Genomic DNA, 22444 nt, shown 5'->3' on the forward strand with positions numbered 1-22444 from the left:
CGATCAGCGCGCACGGCTGTCCGCCGAATGCTGCTCGGCGTACTCGGGCTCGGACGTGCTCTCGAAGCTGCGCTCGGCGGCCCAGGCATCGAGGTCGACCACGGCGTACATCACGCGGCGGCCGAACTTGCGGAACTTGGGACCGCCTCCCAGCACGCGCTGCTTTTCCAGCGTGCGCGGCGACAGGCGCAGGTACTCGGCGGCTTCGTCGTTGGTGAGATAGCGTTGGGGCTGCGCGGCAGCGGTCGAGACAGTAGCGGCAGGCCGCAAGGGAGCAGGACGCATGGTGAGAACCTCCATCGGTTGCAGGGCTCCGGCCACACAGCGCAACCGGATGAAGGCAGTCTCAGAAAACGAAGCCCTCCTGCTCAGGGTCGTTTTGCGCTCTCTTCAAAACGACCCTTCTCAAGCGGCGGCAGTTGTGCTAGGCGGCGATAGCCGCCGCGCATCAACGCATCGCCGCGCCGCACCAGGCGGCGCACCTTGGAGCGCAGGCCGCCGTCGCTGTACCAGCCGGCTGCGGCGTCCGCACCGAACAAGCCCTCGGCGACGTCGCGCAAGGACGCGCCCGCCAGGGTGGCGTCGAGCGCCTGCAGGGTGTGTAGCTCCAGCAGCGCCGCAGGCGGTGGCCTGGGCCGAGCCATTGACGCAGGCGTACCAGGCATAGGGGCCGCAGGGGCGGCGTGACGGCCACGATAGGCATGGGCCACGGCCATGCCGTCCTCCAGGCCAGGCGCCAGCGCATAGCGCTGGCAAAGGCTGGGGCTGCGCGCGATCAGCGCCAGACCCTTGCCGTCGTGCAGCAACTGCTTGTGGCCGGGGATGCGCCAGAACGCGAAGGCGGTGGCATCCGGAGGCGGATCGGCATCGGGGTGAAGCTGCACCACGGCCCCATGGCCGGGAAGCCAGGCCGGATGCGCGTCACGCGCATCCACGTCCGGGTCTTCCAGCAGACGCAAGCCCCAGCGATGCGCGGCATCGGGGCAGCGCGCACGGCGCAGCCAGTCGATCCGGTAGTCGGGATGGCGGCGCAGGTACTCCCAGGCCAGTGCGAGCGTGTCCAGACACAGGACGTAGAGGTAGGCGGCGGTCGGATACCAGTGCGCGAGGTGGTGCGGTTCGGCCATGACGCAAGCTCCCGTAGAGCAGGACGGCCGTCACTGGTTTCACACGCCAACGTCACCGCATCGAACTAGCATCCAATCGTGAATAAGCTGGTAGATTAGTAACTTGCGTGTCAAGACGAAAAGCATCCGATGGATTGCGCGGATCGTCTGAATGCGACGGTGGCGCGCGAGGAAATGCGGCCTCCTGCGCTATCCACCGTGCCCGATGGCACGGCTGGCGTCATGACCGTTTGCGTCAGGGTGGCACTGGTTTGGTGCAACAGTGCGGATTAAGACCTGACGGGTCTGGAGCAAGACCGAAATAGCCTCAATGCGCCCGGCTTGGCCGTGGCGCGAACGGCTCAATCGAGGACGGAACCGTTCTCCTGGGCCAGCCGCAGGTACTCCGACAACGGGCGCACCGCCCGGAAATACCGATCTCGCATCACGGGCTGTTTGCTCGGCCCGACGATGGATGCGAGGTCGGACAGCTTGATCTCGCCCAGCTCAGGCATGCTGATCCCCAAGTCGATCAGGCCATGGGCCGTATCGCCGTCAGCGGGGTCAAGCGACACCAGCAGCCAAGTGGCGTGTGCGTCCGGCGTGAACAACCGCACCACGGGCAGCGGGTCGATGGCCCGGCCAGCGGCCCGGACCCGGCCGTGTTCCAGCAGTTGCTTGCGCTCGTCCTCGGTCATGAGTTGGTTCATGGGCGTTACCTCATTCGCACAAAACCGCCGAAGCGTGAAAGCGCAAAACCGCATCGGCGGGTTTGTGGAAAGGCACGGATGCGGTTTTGTGCTTCTGTGAGAAGCTGCAGATACGGATTTCCGTAAAAGCACGAAAGCGGCAGGCGGGCATAGTTGAACACTATAGATTGTAGCCCTATAGGGCTCAATCGGATGTCATCTTGGATTTTGCGGAGATCCAGGGTTGGCAGCGAAACATACATTGTCGGAGGCACTAAAGACCATCAGGAAAGCACGTGGTTTGAGCCAGGAAGCGTTCTCGGACGTGTCCAGCCGCACCTACATGAGCACGCTGGAACGCGACCTCAAAAGCCCCACCTTGAACAAGCTGGCCGAGCTGTGCGAGGTCATGGAGGTGCACCCGCTCACGCTGCTGACGCTGGCCTATGCCGGCGACGACCTGCAGCAGGTCGATCAGCTGCTGGCGCAGGTGCGCCAGGAGTTGGAGACTGTGGCGAAGAAGAGTGACACGCCATAGCGTGCGACCGCGCTGGCGTGGCCGATCCGGTGCAGCCGGTTCGGGGACTTCAGGGGCGCCAAGCATCGCGCGGCGGGGAGAGGCCGCAGGGTTTTCCCCCGGAGGCAAGCGAAGCGCGCAGCTGCGATAGGGATTGAAGCCGAATGGCCATGACGGCGAAGTCGGCATGGGGCGCAGCCCGCAAAGCCCGGTCGGCGCAGTGCGCCGAATCGCCCTGCATTCGCCCTGGCAACACGAAGTCATGGTGATGCTGCCCGACCACCACCATCACGAAGCTGGGAGAGCCAAGCCTTCCAGTCTGCTGATCCAAGCAGTACAGCGCCCCGCCGCAGTGGGCGGGGCGCTGGCGGCCGTCAGGCCGCCTGGGGCTTGCTGCGCGACCAGATCAGGTCGTGCGTGCCGTTCTCTCCTTCGATCAGGCGGGCATAGACCGTGGCCGGGAACGAAGGATCGTCGAGGGTCACGGAGATGTACTCCCGCCCGGCCTCGCTGGTCTTCTTCCACGCCGCGCCGATGTCGTGGCTGGCGGCCTGCAGGCGGAAGTCCGGGGCCTTCTCGTTGTCCCCCTTGTCGTTGGGCACCAGCTTGACCTTGACTTTGAGCGTCAGGGTGCGAAGCGTGCCGGTGAAGCCGTCTTTGTCTGCGGTGAAGGTGCCGATGTTGGCCATGATGAAACTCCTTTTGGTGGAACAAGGTTCGCGCCCATCGCGTCCTTGTTGTGATCCGGCCGGCGGGGGACGGGCGGGCTGCACCGCTTGCGGTCGCAACGCAGTGGAGAGCCGGGAGGCGAAAAGAATTTGTCCCGCGAGGAATGCGCCGAACGCAGTGACAAAGCAGGGGAAATTGTTTTCGCCGGACGGTTGCAGCCATGAAGCCCGAGGCGCAGCCGCGCCACCGCTAGGATTCACAACAACACAAGGACGCCTTGGGCCGAACCGCATCGAAAGGAGGCAGGGCCGGCTCGGCATCCCCGCACGAAGGCAGCACCGGCTCGCCCACTGACGCGGGCCAGGTCAACCATCCGACGACAAGCGAGAACGCCCCGGCCGCACCTTGCGGCGCCGGTCTTGAGGCGTGGCGTGGAAGCTCCATAGCGATGCCGGGCGGGATGTCCGTGAACCGTCCTTCGTGACGTGATGGGCGAGAACCGCCAGCGTTGAGGACGGCACGCATTCGCACAACCTGCCGCAGCAAGCACCAGCGTGTTCGCCAGCTCCGTCCATTGCGGCGGGGCGCTGGCCGGGCCGATCCGGCATCGACGGTTCGGCGGCATCGAGGGGCGCCAAGCTCGCGCGGCGGGGATGGGCCTTGCGCCGATCCCCCGGAGGCAAGCGCAGCGCGCAGCGCCGCAGGCGCGAAGGCGTGAGTGGATTGAAGCCGAATGGCCGTGACAGCGAAGTCGGCACGGGGCGCAGCCCGAAAGCCCGGCGGCGCTACGCGCCGACACGCCCAGGCCGTTCTATATTTTGAGCAGGGAACGCAGAACACCATGACCATCCAGCTACGACACGAAACCACGAACGACATTGCCGCTATCGAGGCCGTGACCATTGCCGCCTTCGCCGATGCGCCGCACACCAGCCACACGGAGCAATTCATCGTGCGTGCATTGCGCGACGCTAGCGAACTGACGCTTTCCATCGTGGCCGAAGAACACGGCCAGGTCGTCGGCCATGTGGCTCTGTCGCCGGTGACTATCACCAACGACCACGGCCACAAGGCCAAAGGCTGGTGCGGCCTGGGGCCGATCTCCGTCCTGCCGCAGAGGCAGGGGCACGGCATCGGCTCGCGCCTGATGGAACAGGCGCTGTCTGAACTGCGGGCCATGCAGGCCGAAGGCTGTGTGCTGCTCGGAGAGCCCGCGTACTACGGGCGCTTTGGCTTCCAGGCCCATGCGGGCCTGCAACTGCCGGGCGTGCCGCCCGGCTATTTTCTCGCACTGGCCTTCCATGGGCCAGTGCCCGAAGGCATCGCGCAGTACAGCGATGCCTTCAACGCCGCCGCCTGAGTGCCAGTGAAGGCGGCGGCGTAATGCCCCGGCTATTCGGCTTCAACACCGGGCGCGGCCACCGCCGCGCCCGGATTATGCGTTTCACCGCGCCCAGGGCGGAACGGCCTGGGCGCGGTGCTGACGATGATCATTCCTTCGTTTCGATGATCCACCACACGGCACGCGGCAAGGCGCGGCCCGTGATGGGATGTATGTCGGTGAGGTCAGCGCGGGCCGACCAGCCCGAGGGCGGTCGGTAGCCGCGCACGTCGCCATCGCCGTGCCAGCGGCGGGCGCGCACCGTGCCGGGTGCATAGACCGCCGCCATGCGCGGGCGGTTGGTGGTGGTGCGGGTCATGGGGGCTTCTCCTTGCAGCGAAGCGCCCCGGTCGAAGCCGGGGCGCTTGCCTTCGGCGTGGGTCAAGCGGCCAGCGCCTCGGCGGGTTCATCCGCCATTGCCTCGGCATCCTCCGGGGCGTCCTGCTCCGGGCCTGCCTCCTGCGCGCTTTCCTTCACTGCCTGCTGCGGGCCTTCGACCTTAAAGATGGCAGGCATCCAACCCGCGCCATCGGCCAGCCGCTCGGCTTCGCTGGCAATGTCGGCCTTCTTCAGCTTCGCCAGCCGGGAAACCTGATCGGGCGCGTACTCGCCCACGGCTTGCAGAACTGCCGCCTTCGGAACGTGCTTGAAATACCCCTCGGCGGTCGGCTGCCACCATGCGGCCATGTCGAGGCCCACGGCCTGCGCCAGTTCCTCGCCGGGCTGGTGCGGTGTGGCGCGAGGCGTCACCACGTCCACCGTGGAAGCCACGCACACGGCCAGCAGCTTGACCAGTTCGCCTTGCTCCATCGCCAGCAGCGCGGCAAACAGTTCGGCGCTGTCCTCGGGCAGCTTGCCGCTCCACGCCTGCTGCAATTCACGCAGCGCCACAGCGGCGGGTGACTCGGGCCAGTCCGGGGCCATGCCGTCCAGCCGGTCTTGGACTTTCAGGCTCACGCCCAGCGGCAGGTCGCGCCCGTAGTAGCGGCCCTGCAAGACGGTCTGCACCATGCCATGCACCAGCGCGGCCACCGCCACCTGCGGATGCCGGGCCACCTCGATTTGCAGCGCGGCGGTGCGATGGGCGCTCAGGCGCTGGGCCAGTCGGTCGGAAATCGCTGCTGCCTTGGGCGGCTCGTCGTCCTCGCCTTCGTCATCGTTCGCGGCATCTGGGTCGCTGAACCCTTGGCGCAGCTTCTCCAGTGTGCGCAGTGCCTTGGCCTCGGCCTCGCGCAGCAGTCCGCGATGAATCACCACCTCGCCGTTGCGGCCGATGGTGACGATGGCCCCGGCTGCGGCCTTCACGTTCGCGCCGTACCCCTGCAAGCCGTCTTCCAGCGCCTGCAACTGCTCGCCCAGCCGCTCGCCTTCCTCTTGCAGCGCATCGGCCTTGTCCTCGTCGTCGGCGTCCGTCGCGGCATCAATGGCTTCGGCCACCTCCTGCATCTTGGCTTGCAGCCTCTCGATGCGCTGTGCTTCGCGCTTGTTCGGCTCGCGGCGCTCCCTCGGCGCACGCTGGAAGGCGTGCAGATCGGCATGGGTCACGCCCGGCGTGGCATCAGCCCAAGCCCAGCCCTCGGCCTTCACCTCTGCGGCGATGCCCGCCAGCTTGTCTTGCGCCAGTCGTTCCAGCAGCGCGGCGTCGGTCAGGTACACGCCTGCATCGCCCTCCGCGAACAGGTCGCGGCGGATGCCGCCGCCCGCCTGCTCGTAGGTGTCCAGCCCGACGAAGCGCACCAGCGGATGCCGGTAGGCGTCAATCTCGCGCTCCGTCAGACGTTCGCGCAAGTGCGAGGGTTGGCGCTGCCATTGCGGCGCATCGTAGAACGCGCATTCCTGCGCGGCGTGGTCGTCGGTGATGGAGAGCGCCATCAGCTGATCGAGGCTCACGGCATCGGCCCGGTAGTCCTCCATCAAACGCGGCGAGACATTGGCGAGCTTCAAGCGGCGCTGCACCACCAGCGGCGTAACGGAGAAATCCGCCGCAATGTCCTCAATCGGTCGGCCTTCGGCCACCAGCGCGGCGAAGGCTTCAAACTGGTCTGCTGGGTGCATGGCTTCGCGCTGCACGTTCTCGGTCAGGCTGGCGGTGCGGGCCGTGCCATCGGCCACCTGCAGGCAAGGCACGTCCCAATCCTTGGCGATACGGTGCTTCTTTGCCAGCAGCTTGAGGGCCGCAAAGCGTCGGCCACCTGCCACCACCTCGTAATGCAGGTCATCGGCGGCGGGAATCACGATCAGGTTTTGCAGCAGGCCCACGCGCTGAATGCTCGCGGCCAGCTCGGGGATGGACATGCGCGGGACGGTCTTGCGCACGTTGCGGCCCGTGGGGCGCAGCACCAGCCGCGACAGCGGAACCAGAATCATGTGCTTGCTCGGGTCGGCGGCTTGCAGCACGTTTGCGCGGCTGTCGAGGGCTTGAGCTTCGGTGTAAGTAACGGCGTTCATGGTGAATCTCCAATCAAGTGAAACAAGGGAATGGAGGGGAAACCGCCCCTCCGGCGGGGAACACGTCAGAGGGGGTCAGGCCTTGAGGGCGCGCATGCCATCGGCCAGCAGCCACAGGGCGCGGTTCAGGCGAATGTCCGAATCAATGCCCTGCACGGGGCGGGTCTGCTGTCTGCGGCCATTGGCGGCGCGGCCATGCAATCCGCCCTTGGTCAGGTTCTCCTGCGTGCGGTTGAACACGCTCCACAGGTCGGGGCGGCGGTCGTCGAAGCGGCGCGGCATCAGGATTTGCGATTCCGTGACGGGCGCGGGCTTGGTTGGGTCGTCGTACTTGAGGGCCAGCGCGGCGCGGGCGAACACTTCCGATTCCCCGGCATCCAGCGTGATGGCCTGCATGGATTCGCGCGATTCCTGCGCATGCTCGAAGCCGCTCAGCACCTGATAGGCGCCCTCGATGACATGGCCCGCCACGTCGCCCTTGTGGGGCACGCGCACATCGCCCACGGTGTCGCCGCAGACAAGGCCATTGCTGCAAACGAAGCGGAACATGCCACCCAGTAATTGATAGCTGCTCGTGCCGTCGTGCGAGTTCAGCAGGATGATTTCATTGGCTTCGCGGGCGTTGATCTGGTTGGCGTGGCGCAGGCGCAGCATGTGTTTCGTGTGCTCGCGCCGGCCCTCGTTGCGAACGCGGGTCTGGCACACCATGAAGGGCTGAAACCCCTCTTTGCGAAGCTCGGTCAGCACGGCGGCGGTGGGGATGTAGCTGTACCGCTCGGAACGGCTTTCATGGGGGGCATCCGCGAAGATGGACGGGGCCACGCGGCGGATCTGGTCATCGGACAGCGGGGAGTCGCTGCGCAATGCGGGGGAATGGGAAGCGAAGCGGGATGCGAGTTGCATGGTCTTTCTCCTGAACAAAAAGGCTGTTGAAGAAAACCGCACACCGGATTCCAAGATTCGAAGCCCAGCCTTTCGGCTGTTCGGTGCGGTCGGCGCGAGGAACCCGGTTGGCCCTGTTGCCACCGTCTTTCCTGAGTTCATCGCCCGCGACGAAAGGGAGCGCGCGGACGGGGGCCGTCAAGGAAACAAGCGCAGGGTGGGGCGGCCCGCAGGCGCAGCCGAGGACACGGCCCTGCGCGCCTTGACGGCACACGGCCGCGGGCTACAGTCGCGGACAAGGTGATGAAGTCAGGGAAGAGGACTGGACATGGCAACGGCCATCCCACAAGCCGACCGCACGGCAAGCGAAGCGCGCAGGCTCGAAGCTGGAAGCCGGGCCGGAGGCGTCAGCCGAACGGAGTGAGGGAACGATCGAAGCCCGAAGGGGGCGAGACGCCGCAGGCGGCTCGATGCGCTAGCACGAGAGCGCGACCGGCCATCTCCCAGGTGGCCGGGGACGCCCACATGACTTCAATGAAATCCCCGTGGACAGCTACCCACCCAGCCATCGGCAAAATGGCAATGGCATGGACATACGAGCCCTACAAGACGATGAACTGATGGCCCAGGCCCGAGACTGGCGGCAACGGGCACTGCGCGGCGAGAAGGACGCACGCGGCCTCGCGCACGAACTGGAATGCGAAGTGCGCCGGCGCTTCCCCAGGAACAATGCGCCCCATGCACTGCCGCCGATCCAATTGCTCGGCGCCGTGCCGCAAACACCCCAGCGGCGCTGGAAGCCCTGGTAAGCACCGGCTCAAAGGCAGCCCGCCCGCATGACTGCGCCACGGCCGATCGGCGCTGATCCCGAAATCCCCCCGAAATAGCGCGAATTTCGAGTGGCCCGGTCACGGGCCAATGCCTACCGTGGAATCTCCACCTTCTGGAGAACCACCATGAGCGATCCCATGCAACCCGGAACGCCTGCGCCTGGAGCAGAAGGGCCTGGCATCTTTCTGCCGGCCCTCATCTGGACCACCGACCGCAAGACGGTAGGCAACGAGATGCAGCGCCTGCTGGGACGGCGCGCACAGCTCAACGTCCTGCTGTCCGCCTCCGAAGAAACGGACGACGGCACCACCTGGTACGCAATGGCCCAGGCCACGCTGAACCAGCTGGACTGCGATATCGAACGTCTCTTCGAGTGGCTGGGCGACTACGAACCCGACACACCCACGCCCGAAGTGCCATCGTAATGTCCGGCATGAAGGGAGCGATCCGGCACCAGCCGGTTCGCTGCGCGAGAGGGGCGCCAAGCCTGCGCGGCGGGGATAGCCCGCAGGGCTTTCCCCTGGAGGCAAGCGCAGCGCGTAGCGCCCCGCCAGGGGCGCGAAGGCATCAGGCCGGGTCGTCGGGGCGCAGGCTGGCTTCCGACACCGGCATCCACGGCGATGACGAGTCCAGCAGGTAGCGCGCACCGCGCGCGTACAGGCCCGAAAGTCCGCTGGGACGATAAAACCCGGTGACGCGGCACCGGAACTGTGCGCCAAACTCGTTGGTATAGATCACCGCGTCGCCGAGCGCAAAGCGCAAGGGCTGGCCGTTCTCCGGTGGGAACGGCTTGAACGCATCATGCTCTGCCGTGATTTCGAGGATGTAGTCGTGGTGGCTGCTCATGGCCTTGACCTCCTGAAATGATTGAGAACGCTCAGGAGCGCCTTGCGGCGCCCCAGAACCAGGTCAGACAACGACACGCCCCGCCAGCCGCGCATCGCGCGCATAGGCGCTCAGCCGCTTCTCGGCACGAAAGTGCAGATCCCGCTCTACCGGCAAGCCCAGCCGCCCGCGCACGGTCGCCAGTTCGGAAAAACTGACCCAGCCGATTTCCGGCATCCCTAGGCCCAGGTCGCAAAGACCGAAGGCGTGATCGTGGTCATCGGGATCAATCTCGGTCAGCAGCCAGGTCGCGCCGGCATCCGGCGTGAACAGCTTGACCACTGGGGCCGGATCGAAGTCCGGGTTCTCCAAGGATTCGCGGCCGTTGGCCAGCAGCACGATGCGCTGCTCGTCCGTGATGAATGCGTGGTTCATGGTGAACTCCTGTAAGGTTACCGGGCGGAATTGCCCAGCCCTTGCAGGGCACGGCGCAGCGCAAGCAGTCAAAGATCGAAGACGGCCGCCAGGCCGCAAGCGCCGAAGGTGCGCAGTCATTGACGGCGGGCACGCCGTGGCACGATGAAGGGAACAGCAAGCCGCCACACCTCACCACGCAGCCACCCCGGTATTGACAAGCGTAGCGCGCAGGTCCGAAGCGTCAGTCCAGATCAGAGCGTCCGGGCTTGAAGCCGGATGACTGCGATTCGGCACGAAGCTCGGGGCGCAGCCCATGAGCCCGACGAAGGAACGTCGGGATGCAGGCCAAGTTGCCAGCAGGCAGTTGAAAAGTGGTGCTGGCCTTCAGGCGCTGTCAATTTTCTTGATCTTCCGGATACGCCGCCTGGGGAATCGGCACCCAGCCATCGCGGGTGATGCCTGCCCCGATGCGTATGTTCTGGCTTTCAGTTGCCGCCCAGTGCCCACCCCGGTGCAATACGGCGCGAATCACCGACTTCCGCGGATGATCCTCATCCGCCTTGGCAGAACTGCATATGGCATTCCAATGGTGCTTGTCCGGCATACTGTTCAACCGTGGGCCGAGCAGTTGATCCAAGACTTCGGTCGAAACGTTGTGTCGCCCGCCGTGATGGGGCACTTGGAAATACCGAATACCTGGCAGCGCGAGTCCCACGAAAGGTGCGTAGTCGATCACCTCCTGCAGTGCTTCACGCCCGGCATCGCCAGTAAGCATGACGCGATGACCGTTCAAGACAGCCGACTGCACCACACTCATTTCATTCTCACGACTGGTCGGCTCAGGCGGGAAATATTCCTCGCCCCACAGGGACTTGATGTAGGCGGTCGCGGCCTTCACTGCCCGGAATATGCTGCTCAGCGCGCTATCAAAAGCACTTTCTTCGACAGCTTCCGGTGTCTTCGCGGAGTCCACGATCAGGTCCAAGTAGCGCCCCAGGGTAGGTGCCATGACCGCGAACGGACCGATGCTCTGCCCCTGAAGGGGGGCATGGATTGGAATTCCCTTCTCCACCGCAATATCCTCAAGAATTGCCGTGGCATCGTAGATTGAGCGCAACTTCCGTCGCAGGGCTTCAACCGATTCATAGGTCTCAAAGCGATCGATCAACTGGTCCGCGTATATCCACGGCCGGTTGATCCAAAGATTCCTGACCGTGCATTGCTCCAGGACTTTTCGTAGTCCGTTGGCGTGATCGCGATCTGGGTGCGTGAGGATCACATGGTCGATGACTGTTGTTCCATAGTACGTCTTCAGATGCTCGACTATCTGATCACCCGTATCCAGATACCCACCGTCAACAACGTGCACGCCCTCGGTGCCATTCACCGAGTAGCGCAGCGTGATCGCGTCCCCGCTTTTCGCTGTTTCGACGCCAAGAAAGTCGATCTCGAAGTAGTCAGCCATACATCCCTCTTGTTTTATGCCAACAAAGTGCCGGTGGCTTTGCACCTACCAGCGATCCACCGCACACGTGAGTCCTGTCGGAGTCCATACCAACGACACGGCCGGAAGGCCGCCAGCATCCTCGGCGATGCCGCGCAATGTATTTCGGTCGATACCCGAATGTGCGCCGCCTTTCGGGTGGCTGTGCCACGTTCCTATAAAGGCGAGATACCCCAAAGAGGCCGCGTTTGCGGCGCGCAAATTTTGAACAAGCCCGTTGGTTCCGAGGACGAAGCGGGCGGCCTCTCGAACACTGTCAGGCGGTGCCTCAACAAGGCCTGCAATGGTGATGGTTCGATTTTCAAACGAGATGCGGCCGATCAAGGCGCCGCCTGTTTCCAGAGCACCCCAGCGCAGCGCATCAGCATGGATTGCTTGCGCAACTGGGGACAGGACCCGAATGTTCCAGCCACCATCGTCTGCGACTTCAAGCGCAGTGGTCGGGCCAAGGCTGGCGCGGGTCCATGCCATTCCAAGGCCTTCGGCATCTGAGATTCCGGCGCAAAGCGTCGCTTCCTTCGGAAGCCCATCAACGAGCCATCGTTCCAGTTGCAGGCCGGCCAGTGACGTCGACCGCGAAACAACGGCGTCAGACATAGGCATCGTCAGCGAACGACAGTTGTCACCCACGAAAATCCGAGTCGGCTCAGACGTCTCGCCGGCAATCGACGCACGCAGTTCCGGTGCAAACCGGCAGCACTCGAACAAGAACGCCGTGAGGTCGTCAACTCGGCCGGCACGGCCAGCTCCTTCGAGCAATACCGCCACACAGCGCCCCTGACCATACATCGCGATCCGTGCCAATCGGGCTGGGGATTGATCCAACGCTGCCGATTGTGTTTCTGCAGCCAGCACCTGAAGTGACGCCGTCGCATCCACGATGAGGGCCGCATCCTGCGGAACGGTTGCCGCAAACTGTTCCGGATCGACCAAAAGAGTCACTGCGTCGGTGTCGAACGCTCGCGATTGAAGATGCGACAGCGATTCAAAGGCTGTCTTCATCAGCGCCGACTTCCGAGGCGGAACCAGAACTGATGCCCGCTCAATGAGTGCATGCCGCGCGGCGTTGTGAGGCGACATGGGTTCGTTGTCGACGAAAGTCATCGAACCAAAGCCCGCTCGCCCCAGTTGCATCGCGACTTTCGATCCCACGCTTCCGCAGCCGAGCACGACCAGCGGCTGTGATGTGGCTGCGTATGGAATGCCGGACGTCCTTGCCAGCAGTTCAGGAGACAACGCATGCGCGTGAAAGGCCGGGTGAACCGTGGCGTTACGCTCCAGGAGCGATTGAGCGTTGAGTTCATAGCGCACCACATAGGGCAATACCTCGACACTCCTCCCTGGCGAGCCCACAAGCGACGCTGGCCTTTGCACAGCCAGAATCACAATCGCGTACAAACCATGCACCCAGCCATGCGAGTCCTGTCGCATATCCAGGATTGAGCGTCCGAAATAACCGTCCACTTCCTGGGCCAAAGCGTCGCGATCAATACCAAGCTCCGCTGCTCGATCGAGCAGCGTCGCGAGATCGACAACTGTCTCTGGTTGATAGCGTCCGATCACATGCGGGAGGCCGTCGGTCATCGGAGCGCGCGCGATGAAGGCCGCGGCATGGCCGTTCCCCCATTTGCCCAGCTTGTCGTTGTGAACATCCTGATAAAACACAGGATCGACTTGTGCGGTCAGTTCGGCGTTGATGATGGCGTACAGACCGCCATCGATCGTCACGTAGCCTGCGGGAACCACCAGAATCGTGCCGTCAGCGGGAGCGGCGGCCGCGACCTTCTCGGCACTGAATACAACGGTCGAAGGACAGCTGTCTCGGCGCGTTGGTTCCCACCCCTGCTCCAGGTCCAGGAGTGTTCCGGCCGCGGCCTTGTGCAGCCAGTCGATCAACTGATCGACAACGGCGTCCAGGCCAAACCGATGCAGCAGCTCGTTCAACGACCCTTCGAATAGGCACGGCGAGACTAACTCGCCTTGGCGATGGGGGTTGATGTGCGGCAAGTTGAGCGGGAAGTCCGCACGTAAGAAGGGCTCGGGTGCAGACAGGGGCCAGTCACTACCGAATACCAGCACGCACGTCTCGACGGTGCGCACTCCGGTCTCAGAGATACCATTGCGCCGAGACCTGTTCGGCAGTTGGACCGCAACATCGACTTCAATCTCCGTCGATGCACCAGTTGTCCTTGGCTCGCCAACGCGGATAAGGCCTCGATGCCGCTGAAGTTGATGCAGTGCGTCTGCGATGGTGCCCGTCATGATGCTCCGTGCGGCATGGGGGTGCGCGCAGAGGTCACCACGGCAGCGGCCTTCGATCCGGACTCCTTCTTCGAGGGAGGTTGCACACCCTGAGCGGTTACGGTGAAAACGAGCGGTTCCACGGACTTTTCGCTGGGGTACTCGCCTGTGCAGTAGAACTCGCCTTTTGCTTCGTCCACGATCGTCACGTACTCACGCTTCGCACGGATGCAGGGCGGATCGCTGTCATCATCTGCAATCGGCTTGCAGCTGGCGACGATGACGGCGCCGTCACGGGTCTGCGAAAGCGCCTTGCGAGCATCAGCATCGAGCTTGGCTTTTTCACGGTAGTCGGACCAGCTGTCATAGGACAGCGAATGCCAGGAACAATGATGAGGCGCCTGCATGATGTCGTACTCAAGCACATCTGCTTCAGCCTTGTGGCGTTGCCACTGGCGGTTCCAGATGAACACCTCAGCATCGCCACCAGTAAGGAATTTCGCACCATCCGGCGTCTGCGCGTCAGCCGCCAACGTGATGTTCAGAATAACGCTGGACTGGTTCTTGACCAGGCACTCTTCCTCTTCCTCGTCATCCTGGGCGTCCAGTGGAGCCAAAAGAAACGCAGAAAAGAATGCGGAACTCTTGCCATTGATCGTTGAAAAGCGCGTGTCCACCTTCCGCACAATCGAAGTGAGATCATCGGTTTTTCCGTCGATGTCCTCGCCCATGATCTGAATGCGGTCACCGTTCCCGACGGCGAAATTCTTGTCACGGTTCAGTTGCACGCGCCGACGCGCCTCCGTGTTGAATGCCTTGGCGTCGTCGCTCAAGGTGTGCGTCTTGCTGGCGCGTCGAAACACGATCGGGGACGACCACATCTCGCGGATCACGATTTTCTTGTCCTTGTCGTCCTTCTTGTCGTCCGGGTACTTGTCGAGTGGCCCTAGGTAGAAGTGTCGCTTCAACCCTCGGCAATGGTCTTGATCCGGGTGGCTCAGCAGGAACGCATCGACATACGGCCTGCCGTTCTCATCCTTCTTCAGTCGTTCGCGCAAATCCTTGGCGACATCGCGCGCCTCCCCGTCAGGGTCGTCGGCGTCTTGCCTGATGTTTACGTCGATCAGCAGAGTCGTCGCGTCGAGATCGCCGAACTTGATGAGGGTCATGTCCCCGTTGTCGACGGGAAAAAACGTGATGGTTGTAGGCACTGGGGTCTCCGGGTAGACGACCGAAGGATGATCGCGTATAGTTAATGTACGACGATTTTTTATATCCGTCTACTTTTTAGGCGTGACTGATGCAAAAACCTTCCTTTCCTGCCGCCGAACCTGCTGAGCCTAAGGGGCTAAGTTGGGGGCTGGAGAGCAGACTTCAATTCATCGATTTCCGTCTGCGCTGGGAGCGGCGCATCAACCGGATGGATCTCACCGAGCACTTTGGTATTTCGGTCCCGCAGGCATCGCTGGACATTTCCAAGTACATGGAGTTGGCGCCGAGCAACCTGACTTACGACCGCAGCTCCAAGACCTACACGGCAGCGCAGAGTTTTCACCCGCTTTACCAACGAAGCTCGGCGCAACGCTATCTAGCAGAACTGCTAGCGACAAAGATGGGAATTGTCGAGCCGACGGCCAGCTTCATCGGCTCCGCGCCGGAGACAGATTGGGCCCCGTCCCCTTGGCGCACGATCAATGAGCAGACCGTCGAAGCAGTGGTGCGCGCAATCCGCCAGCAGGAATCCATTCTGGTGAGCTACCAGTCCATGACGTCGTTGGATGAATCGGTTCGCTTGCTGTCTCCCCACGCCCTTGGCAATGACGGTTTTCGCTGGCACATGCGCGCGTTTTGCCACAAGCGCCAGCGCTTCAGCGATTTCGTCCTTGCTCGAATCCTGCGCATCGATGGCTTCGAGGCGACCCAAGTGGACTCCAACCAAGATTCGCATTGGCAAACTGTATTGACGCTGGTACTTGCACCGCATCCCGATTTGCCTGCAGCCAAGAAACGAGTCTTAGAGTTGGACTACGGCATGGAAGATGGAGAGGTCAAACTTCCATGCCGCCAAGCGTTTCTGTACTACACGCTGAGACGTTTGGGTTTGCATACCAAGGAAGCACCAGACCCCCTCGCACAGCAGATCACGCTGAAAAACCGCGATGAAATCCAACCCTATATCGACGCCTTGGCGGCACAGGCCTGACTTCACATGACAACAATTTTTGAACTGGTCAAAGACCCCTACGAGCGCAAGGCACGTGTTATCCCTGGCCTTCTTGTGGCCTTACCCGTGCTGGTGCCGCTGTTGTGCGTCTACGGGGCTCGGCACCCTGTGCTTACAGGTGTGATCGGCCTGCTGGGCGGCTGCGGCGCTATCTATGCACTCGCGAGCGTAGCGCGCGGACGTGGTAAAAAACTTGAAGAGATGCTGGTCTCAAAATGGGGTGGCATGCCCACGACCATCGCACTACGCCACCGCGACAAGTTCCTTGATGGTGTCAGCAAGCAGCGTTATCACACGGCGATCACTGCCAAGTTGGGTATCGCCATGCCAACGGCAGAAGAAGAATCAGCAAACCCAGACAAGGCAGACGACATCTACATCGGTGCCACTAAGCGGCTTCGCGAACTCACGCGTTCCAACAAGCAGCTCTTGCTGAAAGAGAACATCGCCTATGGATTTCATCGCAACATGCTGGCGATGAAGCCTGTCGGTATCCTGTCGTGCCTCATGGGCGTCGTCTACGGATTGTTGATTGCAAAGATTTTGCAGGTAGCACCTCTCCAATTTGACTTGGTGCACCTTGCCGATCCAGGGCTTGCCGCAGGCTTGACATTGCTCATTTCGCTGGCGCTACTTGCCGCATGGCTACTGTATTTCGATCAGGACGCAGTAAGGCGGATGGGATTCGTCTATGCGGAACGTTTGTTTGAATGTTTGCCGTCGTTGCCTTCTTCCTCCTCACGGAAGAAAGCCGTAAAACCGACTACAGACTGAGGTTCTGCCCAATCTCCAAACAGGCGTATAGCTCCGCAGGTGTGTCTACCGCTTCCACGTCTTGGGACGAATCGTTCCGCGAGACTCTAGCAAGAGCCGCGTGCTTTCCAGTTCCTTTTGCAGCACATCGGTATCCGGCAGAACCATCCGGTAGTTCGCCGCCATGACCTTGGTGGGTAAGCCCTCCAGCGCATACCGCGCCAGGGCGAGCCCCTTGTCGGCACAAAGAATCAGCCCCACCGGCGGGTTCTCCTCGGGATAGGCCCAGTGTTCCTTGGCATAGTTGCAGTACATGTGCATCTGGCCTACGTCCGCATGCGTCAGACTCCCCAGCTTCAGGTCGATGATGACCAGGCAGCGTAACTTGCGATGGAACAGCAGCAAGTCCACCCGATACCAGGTCTGGTCGATGCGCAAGCGCCGCTGCCGTCCAATGAAGGTGAACCCTTCACCCAATTCGAGCAGGAAGTCTTCCAGCCGCCGGATCAAGGCGGCCTCCAGATCGGACTCCGAATACTCGTCCTTGAGGTCGAGGAACTCCAGCACATAGGGGTCTTTGATGGCATCGCCGGGCGCGACGGCATCTTCGGGCTTGGCCACCGCGCCCTTGGCCAGCATCGCCGCCTTGTTTTTCGACAGCGCCGTGCGCTCGTAGAACTGGCTGCCGATCTGCCGATCCAACTGGCGCACGCTCCAGCCGCCGCGCAAGGCCTCGGCTTCATAGAACTGGCGCGCATGCTCGTCCTTGACCGACAACAGCCGCACATAGGCCGACCACGGCAGCGTGAAGACCTGCGCCAGCTCGTCCAGCCGCCAAGGCCGCACTGGCTCCGGGGAAGATTCGCCAGACACTGTCTGGCGAATTGGCCGGGTCAGAAAAAACGACCGCATCTGCTGCAGGTTCTGACGGCTGAAGCCACGGCCGAACTGCTGGGTGAGGTCGCTTGCCAGCCGCTCGATCAACTGCTCGCCATAACCCGCGCGCCGCTTGCCCTGTTGCTCGGCCTCCACGATGCGGCGGCCAATCTCCCAGTAGCTGGCCGTCATCAGCGCATTGACGCTGCGCGCTGCCGTCTGGCGCGCGGCATCGAGCAGATCCACGATGCCGCCGTGGATGCCGGCGTAGCCGGCAGGCACGGCGGCGGGTGCGACTCCCGCCATCGCAGGCGCCTTCTTGGTCATGCAGCCACCTCCGCAGGCCGCTGCGCCTCGGTGATCGTCTTGCGCCGGTTCGCCACCAGCTCGGCCGCCTTGCGCACCGGATCGTCCTCGGTGTGGACGTAGCGCATGAACATCGCCACGGTCTTGTGCGCCGTCAGCGCCATGCCGACCTTGACCGGGATGCCCGAGTTGGCAATGTCGGTCGCGGAGCGGTGGCGGATGCCATGCGTGCCGACGTGCGTGGCGCCCGCCGCCTTGAGGGCGCGGCTCCAGCCGCCGTAATACTCGCCCGTGGTCAGGTGCTTGCCGGGATGGCTTGGAGACGGCAGCACATAGGGAGTGCCTTCCTGCCGTGGCGCCGTCGAGAGCAGTCGATAGGCTTCCTCGCTCATGGGCTTGGACATGCCGCCCGTCTTGCTGTCCGGCCAGACCACGCGGCGGTTGTCCAGGTCCACCCAATCCCATCGGAGCGTCACGATTTCGGAGCGGCGGCCGGCGAACTCGAATTGAAGGCGGATCGCCAGCGGGATGACGTAGTTCTCCAGACCCTCGGCTTCGATGTGCTCCAGTCGCCGAAACAGCTTGCCCATGTCCTCGTCGCTGATGAGGTGGGTGGCCTTGCCGTTGGGGTACATCGGGACGTGGCGGCAGGGGTTGGTGCCGTCAGGCCGGTGGCCCCACACCTCGGCCAGGTTGAACATCTTGCGCATCACGCTGAAAGCACGGTTGGCCTCGGCCGGCTTGTGCGCCATCTTCTTCATCGCCGTGGCCACGTCCGGGCGCTTCACGTCCTGGACCTTCAAACGGCCCAGCATCGGAACGATGCAGCGGTCGATGACGGCCTGATACCCGCGCTGGGTGCTGGGCTTGTTGCGCTGCTTGGAGTAATCCTCCATGAACTTGGTACACAGCTCCTTGACCGTGGGGGCTGAACGGGCGGCGGCCTTGGCCGCGCTGGGGTCGCCGCCCCGGCGCACCTCGGCCAGCCATTCCTGGGCCAGCGAGCGGGCCTGCTCGACGGTCAGTTCCCCGTACAGGCCCAGGGCGGGCTTGCGCCGCTCGCCAGCGTTCGTGCGGTACTGGAGCATGAACACCTTGCGGCCCGCTGGTGTAACCTTGCACAGGAAGCCGGGCACCAGCGTGTCCCGGAGTTCGACGGCCTGCGCCTGGGGTTGTGCCGCATCGACTGCGGACTTGGTGAGCTTGAGTTTTGCCACGATGACTCCTCGGAAAGACCCGATTCCCAAGAGCCATGTAGGGGCCATCAGAGGGGAAGCCGGGTCAGGTTTCGGAAAGCACCGGCATATGTTGGACTCGCCTAAGTTATTGATAAACCTGCTGTATCGGGCTTCGGCGTAGTCCAGCAAAGTTCGGTGCTGGAGTCATGGTGAAATGAAAAACGCCGCGTCATGCGGCGTTTTTCATTGGACGACGGCTGCGGCCGCTAGCGCTGGCCGAAGCGGGTCTCCCCGAACAGTTCTTTCAGGTCGCGCGGCTGCGAGCGCCAGTACTGGCGCGGCGCATTGACCTGGCCGCCCAACTGCGCGGCGGCATGCCAGGGCCAACGCGGGTCATACAGCATGCCGCGCGCCAGCGCCACCATATCGGCCTGGCCCTGCGCCAGAATGTCCTCGGCCTGCTGCGCCTCGGTGATCAGGCCGACGGTGATGGTGGGCAGACCCACCGAGCGCTTGATCGCCTCGGCGAACGGCACCTGATAGTTCGGCCCCACCGGGATTTTCTGCAACGGCGACACCCCGCCGCTGGAGACATCGATGAACTCACAGCCGGCTTCCTTCAAGCACGCCGCGAACGCCTCGGTCTGCGCCAGATCCCAGCCGCCCTCGACCCAATCGGTGGCCGACACCCGCACGCCCAGCGCCACCGACGCCGGCGTCACCTCGCGCACCGCGCGGAATACTTCCAGCGGGAAGCGCATGCGGTTCTCCAGCGAGCCGCCATACGCATCGTCGCGCTGGTTGGCCAGCGGCGACAGGAACTGGTGCAGCAGGTAGCCATGGGCCGCATGCAGTTCGATGGCATCGAAACCCAGGCCGATGGCGCGGCGGGCGCTGCCGACGAAAGCATCGCGCACCCGCGCCAGACCGACCGCGTCGAGCGCGCGCGGCGCCGGTTCGGCGGCATTGTGCGGCAGCGCCGAAGGCGCCCAGCCCTGCCAGCCGCCCTGCTCCGGCGGCACCAGTTGGCCCCCTTCCCAGGGCGCATGGCTCGACGCCTTGCGGCCGGCGTGGCCCAACTGGATACCGAGCTTGATCGGCGAATAACGCCGTATCGCCTGGACCACGCGGCCCAGCGCGGCCTCGGTCTGATCGGACCACAGGCCCAGGTCGCCCGGCGAAATGCGGCCATCGGCCTCGACCGCGGTCGCTTCGGTGAACAGCAGGGCCGCCCCCGACAGGGCCAGATGCCCCAGGTGGATCATGTGCCAGTCGGTGGCGCAGCCTTCCTCCGCCGAATACTCGCACATGGGCGCGATGACGATACGGTTGGCCAGCGCGACGTTGCCGACTGACGTGGGACTGAAAAGATGACTCATGCGTAAGGCTCCAGGCGATGGACGCGGATGCACAGCATAGCGCCGACCTTCGCGCACGCGCCGCCAATCCCGACGCCCGCGTGGGGGCTTAGGGCGCGGCGGCGCCGGCCTTGTCACGCCTGGCTCATTGCCCTTCGATCACGCAGTCCAGGAACTGCTGGGTGCGCGCCTCCCGCGGATTGCTGAACAGTGTCTGCGACGCCGCGTCCTCAACGATGTTGCCCTGGTCGAAGAACAGCGTGCGGTCCGAACTGCGCTCGGCAAACTTCATCTGGTGAGTGACGATGATCATGGTCATGCTCTTGCGCGACGACAGGTCGCGCAGAATCTGCAGGATGCCGCCCACCAGCTCCGGATCGAGCGCCGAAGTGACCTCGTCGAACAGCATGATCTCCGGGCGCATCGCCAACGCGCGGGCGATGCCGACGCGCTGCTTCTGGCCGCCCGAGAGCTGCGCCGGATAGACGTCGAGCTTGTCGCCCAGCCCCACCATCTCCAGGTATTCCGCTGCGCGCTCGCGGGCCTGATTGCGCGAAAGCCCCAGCACGTGCACCGGCGCTTCCATCGTATTGCCGAGCGCCGTCATGTGCGGGAACAGGTTGAAGTGCTGGAACACCATGCCGATCTTGCCGCGCACCTTGCGCAGGTGCTCGGAGTTGGGGCCGGCCGGACGGCCCTGGGCGTCGGTCCACATCGACTCGCCGTCGATCTCGATGTCCCCGCTGGTCGGCTGGTCCAGCGTCATCAAGACGCGCAGCAAGGTCGACTTGCCCGAGCCCGACGGCCCGATCACGGCCACAGTCTGGCCGGCGGGGATATCCAGATTGATGCCCTTGAGCACCTCCAGCTCGCCATAGCGCTTGTGCAGGTCCTTGATGGTGATGCTGGAACTCATCGTTTTCCTCCATATCGTTGCAGGCGGGCCTCCAGGCCGCGCACGCCCCAGGCCGCGACCAGGCTGAGCGCCAGGAACAGCGCGCCGACCAGGGTCAGGGGTTCGGTGTAGCGGAAGGTGGTGGAGCCGATTATCTTGCTCTGCTGCAACAACTCGACCACCGTGATCGCCGACAGCAGCGGCGTGTCCTTGAACATGGCCACCAGGTAATTGCCGAGAGCCGGCACCACCGGCGGAATTGCCTGCGGCAGCACCACGCCGACGGCGGTGCGCCAGGGCGACATGTTCAGGGCCCGCGCCGCTTCCAGCTGGCCGCGCGGCACCGCCTCGATGCCGGCGCGGTAGACCTCGGCGCAATAGGTGGCGTAGTGCAGGCCGAGCGCCACGATGCCGGTCGCCAACGGCGACATCCGCAGCCCGGTCAAGGGCAGCACGTAGAACAGGAAGTACATCTGCACCAGCAGCGGCGTGCTGCGCACGAACTCGATGACGAAGGCCGTAGGCAGCGACAGCAGCGCCACGCGCGAACGCCGCAGCAGCGCCAGCGCCAGGCCCAGCGTCACGGCCACCAGCATGCCCAGCACCGTGGCCTGGATGGTGATGACCAGCGCCGAGCCCAGCGTGGGCAGGATTTCCAGCGCGAAGGACCAGTCGAATATCGGTTTCATCGGATCCGGACCCTCCGTTCAAGCAGGCGCACGCCAGCGGTGATCAGCAGCGCCACCGCGAAGTACAGCAGCAGCATGAGCGTGAAGATCTCGGTGGTGCGCAGCGTTTCGCTGCGCAGCAGCTGGCCACGGAAGGTCAGGTCGGTGATGGTGATGAGCGACACCAGCGCGGTGTTCTTGAGCAGTTCGATCAGCAGGTTGCCGGCCGGCGGCAACATCGCCGGGATGGCCTGCGGCAGCACGACGCGGCGCATGATCTGGCCGCGCGTCAGGTTCAGAGCGATGCCGGCCTCGCGCTGGCCGGGCGGCACCGCGCGGATCGCGCCGCGCACCACCTCCGCGCCGTAGGCGCCGGCGTTGAGCGCCAGCACCACGATGCCCACCAGCATGGCAGGCAGTTGCACGCCGAACAGCGGCAGCACGAAATAGAACCAGAACAACTGCACCAGCGCCGACGTGCCGCGGAACACTTCGATGTAGATCGACGCCAGCCAGCGCGCCGGCCGCAGCGTCGACAAGCGCCCGATGCCGGCCACCAGCGCCAGCGGCACCGCCAGGACCACGGCGCCCGCCATGATCTCCAGCGTCACCACCAAGCCTTCCAGCAGCGGCGGCGCCAGCTCGGCGATATGTTCGGAAAGGAGCTGCATCCGCG

The 22444-nt window shown here is 63.9% G+C and carries 24 protein-coding genes; 6 read left to right on the forward strand and 18 right to left on the reverse strand.

Annotated features, from left to right (window positions below; all coding sequences use genetic code 11):
* Positions 1–3: 3 nt before the first annotated feature.
* The 3 genes from HV701_RS02995 to HV701_RS03005 all read right to left on the reverse strand — a co-directional run bounded on the left by HV701_RS02995 (position 4) and on the right by HV701_RS03005 (position 1816).
* Positions 4–285 carry a helix-turn-helix transcriptional regulator gene (locus tag HV701_RS02995; RefSeq protein ID WP_023123353.1) on the reverse strand — a complete coding sequence of 94 codons (282 nt, stop codon included), beginning with the start codon at positions 283–285 and terminating at the stop codon, positions 4–6.
* 83 nt (positions 286–368) lie between these two features.
* Positions 369–1127: a DUF2285 domain-containing protein gene (locus HV701_RS03000; protein ID WP_011517541.1), complete on the reverse strand. Its 759-nt coding sequence runs from the start codon at positions 1125–1127 to the stop codon at positions 369–371.
* 341 nt (positions 1128–1468) lie between these two features.
* Positions 1469–1816 (reverse strand): DUF2958 domain-containing protein, encoded by a 348-nt coding sequence (locus HV701_RS03005; RefSeq protein ID WP_003056199.1) that lies wholly within the window; start codon positions 1814–1816, stop codon positions 1469–1471.
* Between the two features lie 223 nt (positions 1817–2039).
* Between HV701_RS03005 and HV701_RS03010 the strand changes: the two genes are divergently transcribed.
* Positions 2040–2333, forward strand: coding sequence for a helix-turn-helix domain-containing protein (locus tag HV701_RS03010; protein ID WP_003056202.1), 294 nt, complete (start codon positions 2040–2042; stop codon positions 2331–2333).
* 353 nt (positions 2334–2686) lie between these two features.
* Here HV701_RS03010 and HV701_RS03015 read toward each other — a convergent pair whose 3' ends face one another.
* A complete protein-coding gene (locus HV701_RS03015; RefSeq protein WP_012204587.1) occupies positions 2687–3001 on the reverse strand; it encodes a DUF736 domain-containing protein in 315 nt (104 codons plus the stop codon).
* A gap of 821 nt (positions 3002–3822) precedes the next feature.
* Between HV701_RS03015 and HV701_RS03020 the strand changes: the two genes are divergently transcribed.
* Positions 3823–4341 carry a GNAT family N-acetyltransferase gene (locus HV701_RS03020; protein WP_011517543.1) on the forward strand — a complete coding sequence of 173 codons (519 nt, stop codon included), beginning with the start codon at positions 3823–3825 and terminating at the stop codon, positions 4339–4341.
* 130 nt (positions 4342–4471) lie between these two features.
* Here the strand turns inward: HV701_RS03020 and HV701_RS03025 are convergent, their stop codons facing one another.
* From HV701_RS03025 to HV701_RS03035, 3 genes are all read right to left on the reverse strand, one after another.
* Complete coding sequence (locus tag HV701_RS03025; RefSeq protein WP_003056207.1) at positions 4472–4681, reverse strand: hypothetical protein; 210 nt, start codon at positions 4679–4681, stop codon at positions 4472–4474.
* Positions 4682–4743: 62 nt separating this feature from the next.
* Positions 4744–6810, reverse strand: a complete 2067-nt coding sequence (locus HV701_RS03030) for a ParB/RepB/Spo0J family partition protein (RefSeq protein WP_003056209.1) — start codon at positions 6808–6810, stop codon at positions 4744–4746.
* Positions 6811–6885: 75 nt separating this feature from the next.
* Entirely contained in the window at positions 6886–7713 is an 828-nt protein-coding gene (locus HV701_RS03035; RefSeq protein ID WP_003056211.1) for a DUF932 domain-containing protein, read from the reverse strand.
* 524 nt (positions 7714–8237) lie between these two features.
* Here HV701_RS03035 and HV701_RS03040 point away from each other — a divergent pair.
* Together HV701_RS03040 and HV701_RS03045 are read left to right on the forward strand one after the other, a co-directional pair.
* Complete coding sequence (locus tag HV701_RS03040; RefSeq protein WP_012204589.1) at positions 8238–8501, forward strand: hypothetical protein; 264 nt, start codon at positions 8238–8240, stop codon at positions 8499–8501.
* A gap of 147 nt (positions 8502–8648) precedes the next feature.
* A complete protein-coding gene (locus HV701_RS03045; RefSeq protein WP_012204590.1) occupies positions 8649–8948 on the forward strand; it encodes a hypothetical protein in 300 nt (99 codons plus the stop codon).
* Between the two features lie 142 nt (positions 8949–9090).
* On the opposite strand, the gene HV701_RS03050 is transcribed toward HV701_RS03045, so the two are convergent.
* From HV701_RS03050 to HV701_RS03070, 5 genes are all read right to left on the reverse strand, one after another.
* A complete protein-coding gene (locus HV701_RS03050; protein WP_003056215.1) occupies positions 9091–9369 on the reverse strand; it encodes a hypothetical protein in 279 nt (92 codons plus the stop codon).
* Positions 9370–9432: 63 nt separating this feature from the next.
* Positions 9433–9783 carry a DUF2958 domain-containing protein gene (locus tag HV701_RS03055; protein WP_012204591.1) on the reverse strand — a complete coding sequence of 117 codons (351 nt, stop codon included), beginning with the start codon at positions 9781–9783 and terminating at the stop codon, positions 9433–9435.
* A 376-nt stretch (positions 9784–10159) separates the two neighbouring features.
* Positions 10160–11230, reverse strand: a complete 1071-nt coding sequence (locus HV701_RS03060; RefSeq protein ID WP_003056219.1) for a ComEC/Rec2 family competence protein — start codon at positions 11228–11230, stop codon at positions 10160–10162.
* Between the two features lie 45 nt (positions 11231–11275).
* On the reverse strand, positions 11276–13531 hold the full coding sequence (locus tag HV701_RS03065; RefSeq protein ID WP_003056220.1) for a Mov34/MPN/PAD-1 family protein: 2256 nt from the start codon (positions 13529–13531) through the stop codon (positions 11276–11278).
* Positions 13528–14721, reverse strand: a complete 1194-nt coding sequence (locus HV701_RS03070; RefSeq protein ID WP_003056221.1) for a ComEC/Rec2 family competence protein — start codon at positions 14719–14721, stop codon at positions 13528–13530. Before HV701_RS03070 ends, HV701_RS03065 begins: the two co-directional genes overlap by 4 nt.
* Positions 14722–14810: 89 nt before the next feature.
* Here HV701_RS03070 and HV701_RS03075 point away from each other — a divergent pair, with 89 nt between their 5' ends.
* Positions 14811–15713 (forward strand): WYL domain-containing transcriptional regulator, encoded by a 903-nt coding sequence (locus HV701_RS03075; RefSeq protein WP_012204593.1) that lies wholly within the window; start codon positions 14811–14813, stop codon positions 15711–15713.
* Between the two features lie 6 nt (positions 15714–15719).
* The gene (locus HV701_RS03080; RefSeq protein ID WP_003056223.1) at positions 15720–16508 is read left to right on the forward strand and encodes a hypothetical protein; all 789 of its coding nucleotides are present in this window, start codon (positions 15720–15722) and stop codon (positions 16506–16508) included.
* A 45-nt stretch (positions 16509–16553) separates the two neighbouring features.
* Here HV701_RS03080 and HV701_RS03085 read toward each other — a convergent pair whose 3' ends face one another.
* The 6 genes from HV701_RS03085 to ehuC all read right to left on the reverse strand — a co-directional run bounded on the left by HV701_RS03085 (position 16554) and on the right by ehuC (position 22439).
* Complete coding sequence (locus tag HV701_RS03085) at positions 16554–17690, reverse strand: PDDEXK nuclease domain-containing protein (RefSeq protein ID WP_003056224.1); 1137 nt, start codon at positions 17688–17690, stop codon at positions 16554–16556.
* Positions 17687–18886 carry a tyrosine-type recombinase/integrase gene (locus HV701_RS03090; RefSeq protein WP_003056225.1) on the reverse strand — a complete coding sequence of 400 codons (1200 nt, stop codon included), beginning with the start codon at positions 18884–18886 and terminating at the stop codon, positions 17687–17689. Before HV701_RS03090 ends, HV701_RS03085 begins: the two co-directional genes overlap by 4 nt.
* 227 nt (positions 18887–19113) lie before the next feature.
* On the reverse strand, positions 19114–20226 hold the full coding sequence (locus HV701_RS03095) for an NADH:flavin oxidoreductase/NADH oxidase (RefSeq protein ID WP_175131615.1): 1113 nt from the start codon (positions 20224–20226) through the stop codon (positions 19114–19116).
* A 124-nt stretch (positions 20227–20350) separates the two neighbouring features.
* Positions 20351–21121 carry an ectoine/hydroxyectoine ABC transporter ATP-binding protein EhuA gene (gene ehuA, locus HV701_RS03100; protein WP_175131616.1) on the reverse strand — a complete coding sequence of 257 codons (771 nt, stop codon included), beginning with the start codon at positions 21119–21121 and terminating at the stop codon, positions 20351–20353.
* Positions 21118–21789 (reverse strand): ectoine/hydroxyectoine ABC transporter permease subunit EhuD, encoded by a 672-nt coding sequence (gene ehuD, locus HV701_RS03105; RefSeq protein ID WP_175131617.1) that lies wholly within the window; start codon positions 21787–21789, stop codon positions 21118–21120. Before ehuD ends, ehuA begins: the two co-directional genes overlap by 4 nt.
* Positions 21786–22439, reverse strand: coding sequence for an ectoine/hydroxyectoine ABC transporter permease subunit EhuC (gene ehuC, locus HV701_RS03110; RefSeq protein WP_175131618.1), 654 nt, complete (start codon positions 22437–22439; stop codon positions 21786–21788). The genes ehuD and ehuC overlap by 4 nt, the downstream gene beginning before the upstream one ends.
* Between the last annotated feature and the right edge of the window lie 5 nt (positions 22440–22444).

It is taken from the genome of Achromobacter pulmonis, from assembly GCF_902859765.1.
Lineage (GTDB): Bacteria > Pseudomonadota > Gammaproteobacteria > Burkholderiales > Burkholderiaceae_B > Achromobacter > Achromobacter pulmonis.

What these genes read in the sequence shown, in the direction of transcription:
- HV701_RS02995 (WP_023123353.1), bottom strand. Translation starts at nt 285, where the DNA reads ATGCGTCCTGCTCCCTTGCGGCCTGCCGCTACTGTCTCGACCGCTGCC.
- HV701_RS03000 (WP_011517541.1), bottom strand. Translation starts at nt 1,127, where the DNA reads ATGGCCGAACCGCACCACCTCGCGCACTGGTATCCGACCGCCGCCTAC.
- HV701_RS03005 (WP_003056199.1), bottom strand. Translation starts at nt 1,816, where the DNA reads ATGAACCAACTCATGACCGAGGACGAGCGCAAGCAACTGCTGGAACAC.
- HV701_RS03015 (WP_012204587.1), bottom strand. Translation starts at nt 3,001, where the DNA reads ATGGCCAACATCGGCACCTTCACCGCAGACAAAGACGGCTTCACCGGC.
- HV701_RS03020 (WP_011517543.1), top strand. Translation starts at nt 3,823, where the DNA reads ATGACCATCCAGCTACGACACGAAACCACGAACGACATTGCCGCTATC.
- HV701_RS03025 (WP_003056207.1), bottom strand. Translation starts at nt 4,681, where the DNA reads ATGACCCGCACCACCACCAACCGCCCGCGCATGGCGGCGGTCTATGCA.
- HV701_RS03030 (WP_003056209.1), bottom strand. Translation starts at nt 6,810, where the DNA reads ATGAACGCCGTTACTTACACCGAAGCTCAAGCCCTCGACAGCCGCGCA.
- HV701_RS03035 (WP_003056211.1), bottom strand. Translation starts at nt 7,713, where the DNA reads ATGCAACTCGCATCCCGCTTCGCTTCCCATTCCCCCGCATTGCGCAGC.
- HV701_RS03045 (WP_012204590.1), top strand. Translation starts at nt 8,649, where the DNA reads ATGAGCGATCCCATGCAACCCGGAACGCCTGCGCCTGGAGCAGAAGGG.
- HV701_RS03050 (WP_003056215.1), bottom strand. Translation starts at nt 9,369, where the DNA reads ATGAGCAGCCACCACGACTACATCCTCGAAATCACGGCAGAGCATGAT.
- HV701_RS03055 (WP_012204591.1), bottom strand. Translation starts at nt 9,783, where the DNA reads ATGAACCACGCATTCATCACGGACGAGCAGCGCATCGTGCTGCTGGCC.
- HV701_RS03060 (WP_003056219.1), bottom strand. Translation starts at nt 11,230, where the DNA reads ATGGCTGACTACTTCGAGATCGACTTTCTTGGCGTCGAAACAGCGAAA.
- HV701_RS03065 (WP_003056220.1), bottom strand. Translation starts at nt 13,531, where the DNA reads ATGACGGGCACCATCGCAGACGCACTGCATCAACTTCAGCGGCATCGA.
- HV701_RS03075 (WP_012204593.1), top strand. Translation starts at nt 14,811, where the DNA reads ATGCAAAAACCTTCCTTTCCTGCCGCCGAACCTGCTGAGCCTAAGGGG.
- HV701_RS03080 (WP_003056223.1), top strand. Translation starts at nt 15,720, where the DNA reads ATGACAACAATTTTTGAACTGGTCAAAGACCCCTACGAGCGCAAGGCA.
- HV701_RS03085 (WP_003056224.1), bottom strand. Translation starts at nt 17,690, where the DNA reads ATGACCAAGAAGGCGCCTGCGATGGCGGGAGTCGCACCCGCCGCCGTG.
- HV701_RS03095 (WP_175131615.1), bottom strand. Translation starts at nt 20,226, where the DNA reads ATGAGTCATCTTTTCAGTCCCACGTCAGTCGGCAACGTCGCGCTGGCC.
- ehuA (WP_175131616.1), bottom strand. Translation starts at nt 21,121, where the DNA reads ATGAGTTCCAGCATCACCATCAAGGACCTGCACAAGCGCTATGGCGAG.
- ehuD (WP_175131617.1), bottom strand. Translation starts at nt 21,789, where the DNA reads ATGAAACCGATATTCGACTGGTCCTTCGCGCTGGAAATCCTGCCCACG.
- ehuC (WP_175131618.1), bottom strand. Translation starts at nt 22,439, where the DNA reads ATGCAGCTCCTTTCCGAACATATCGCCGAGCTGGCGCCGCCGCTGCTG.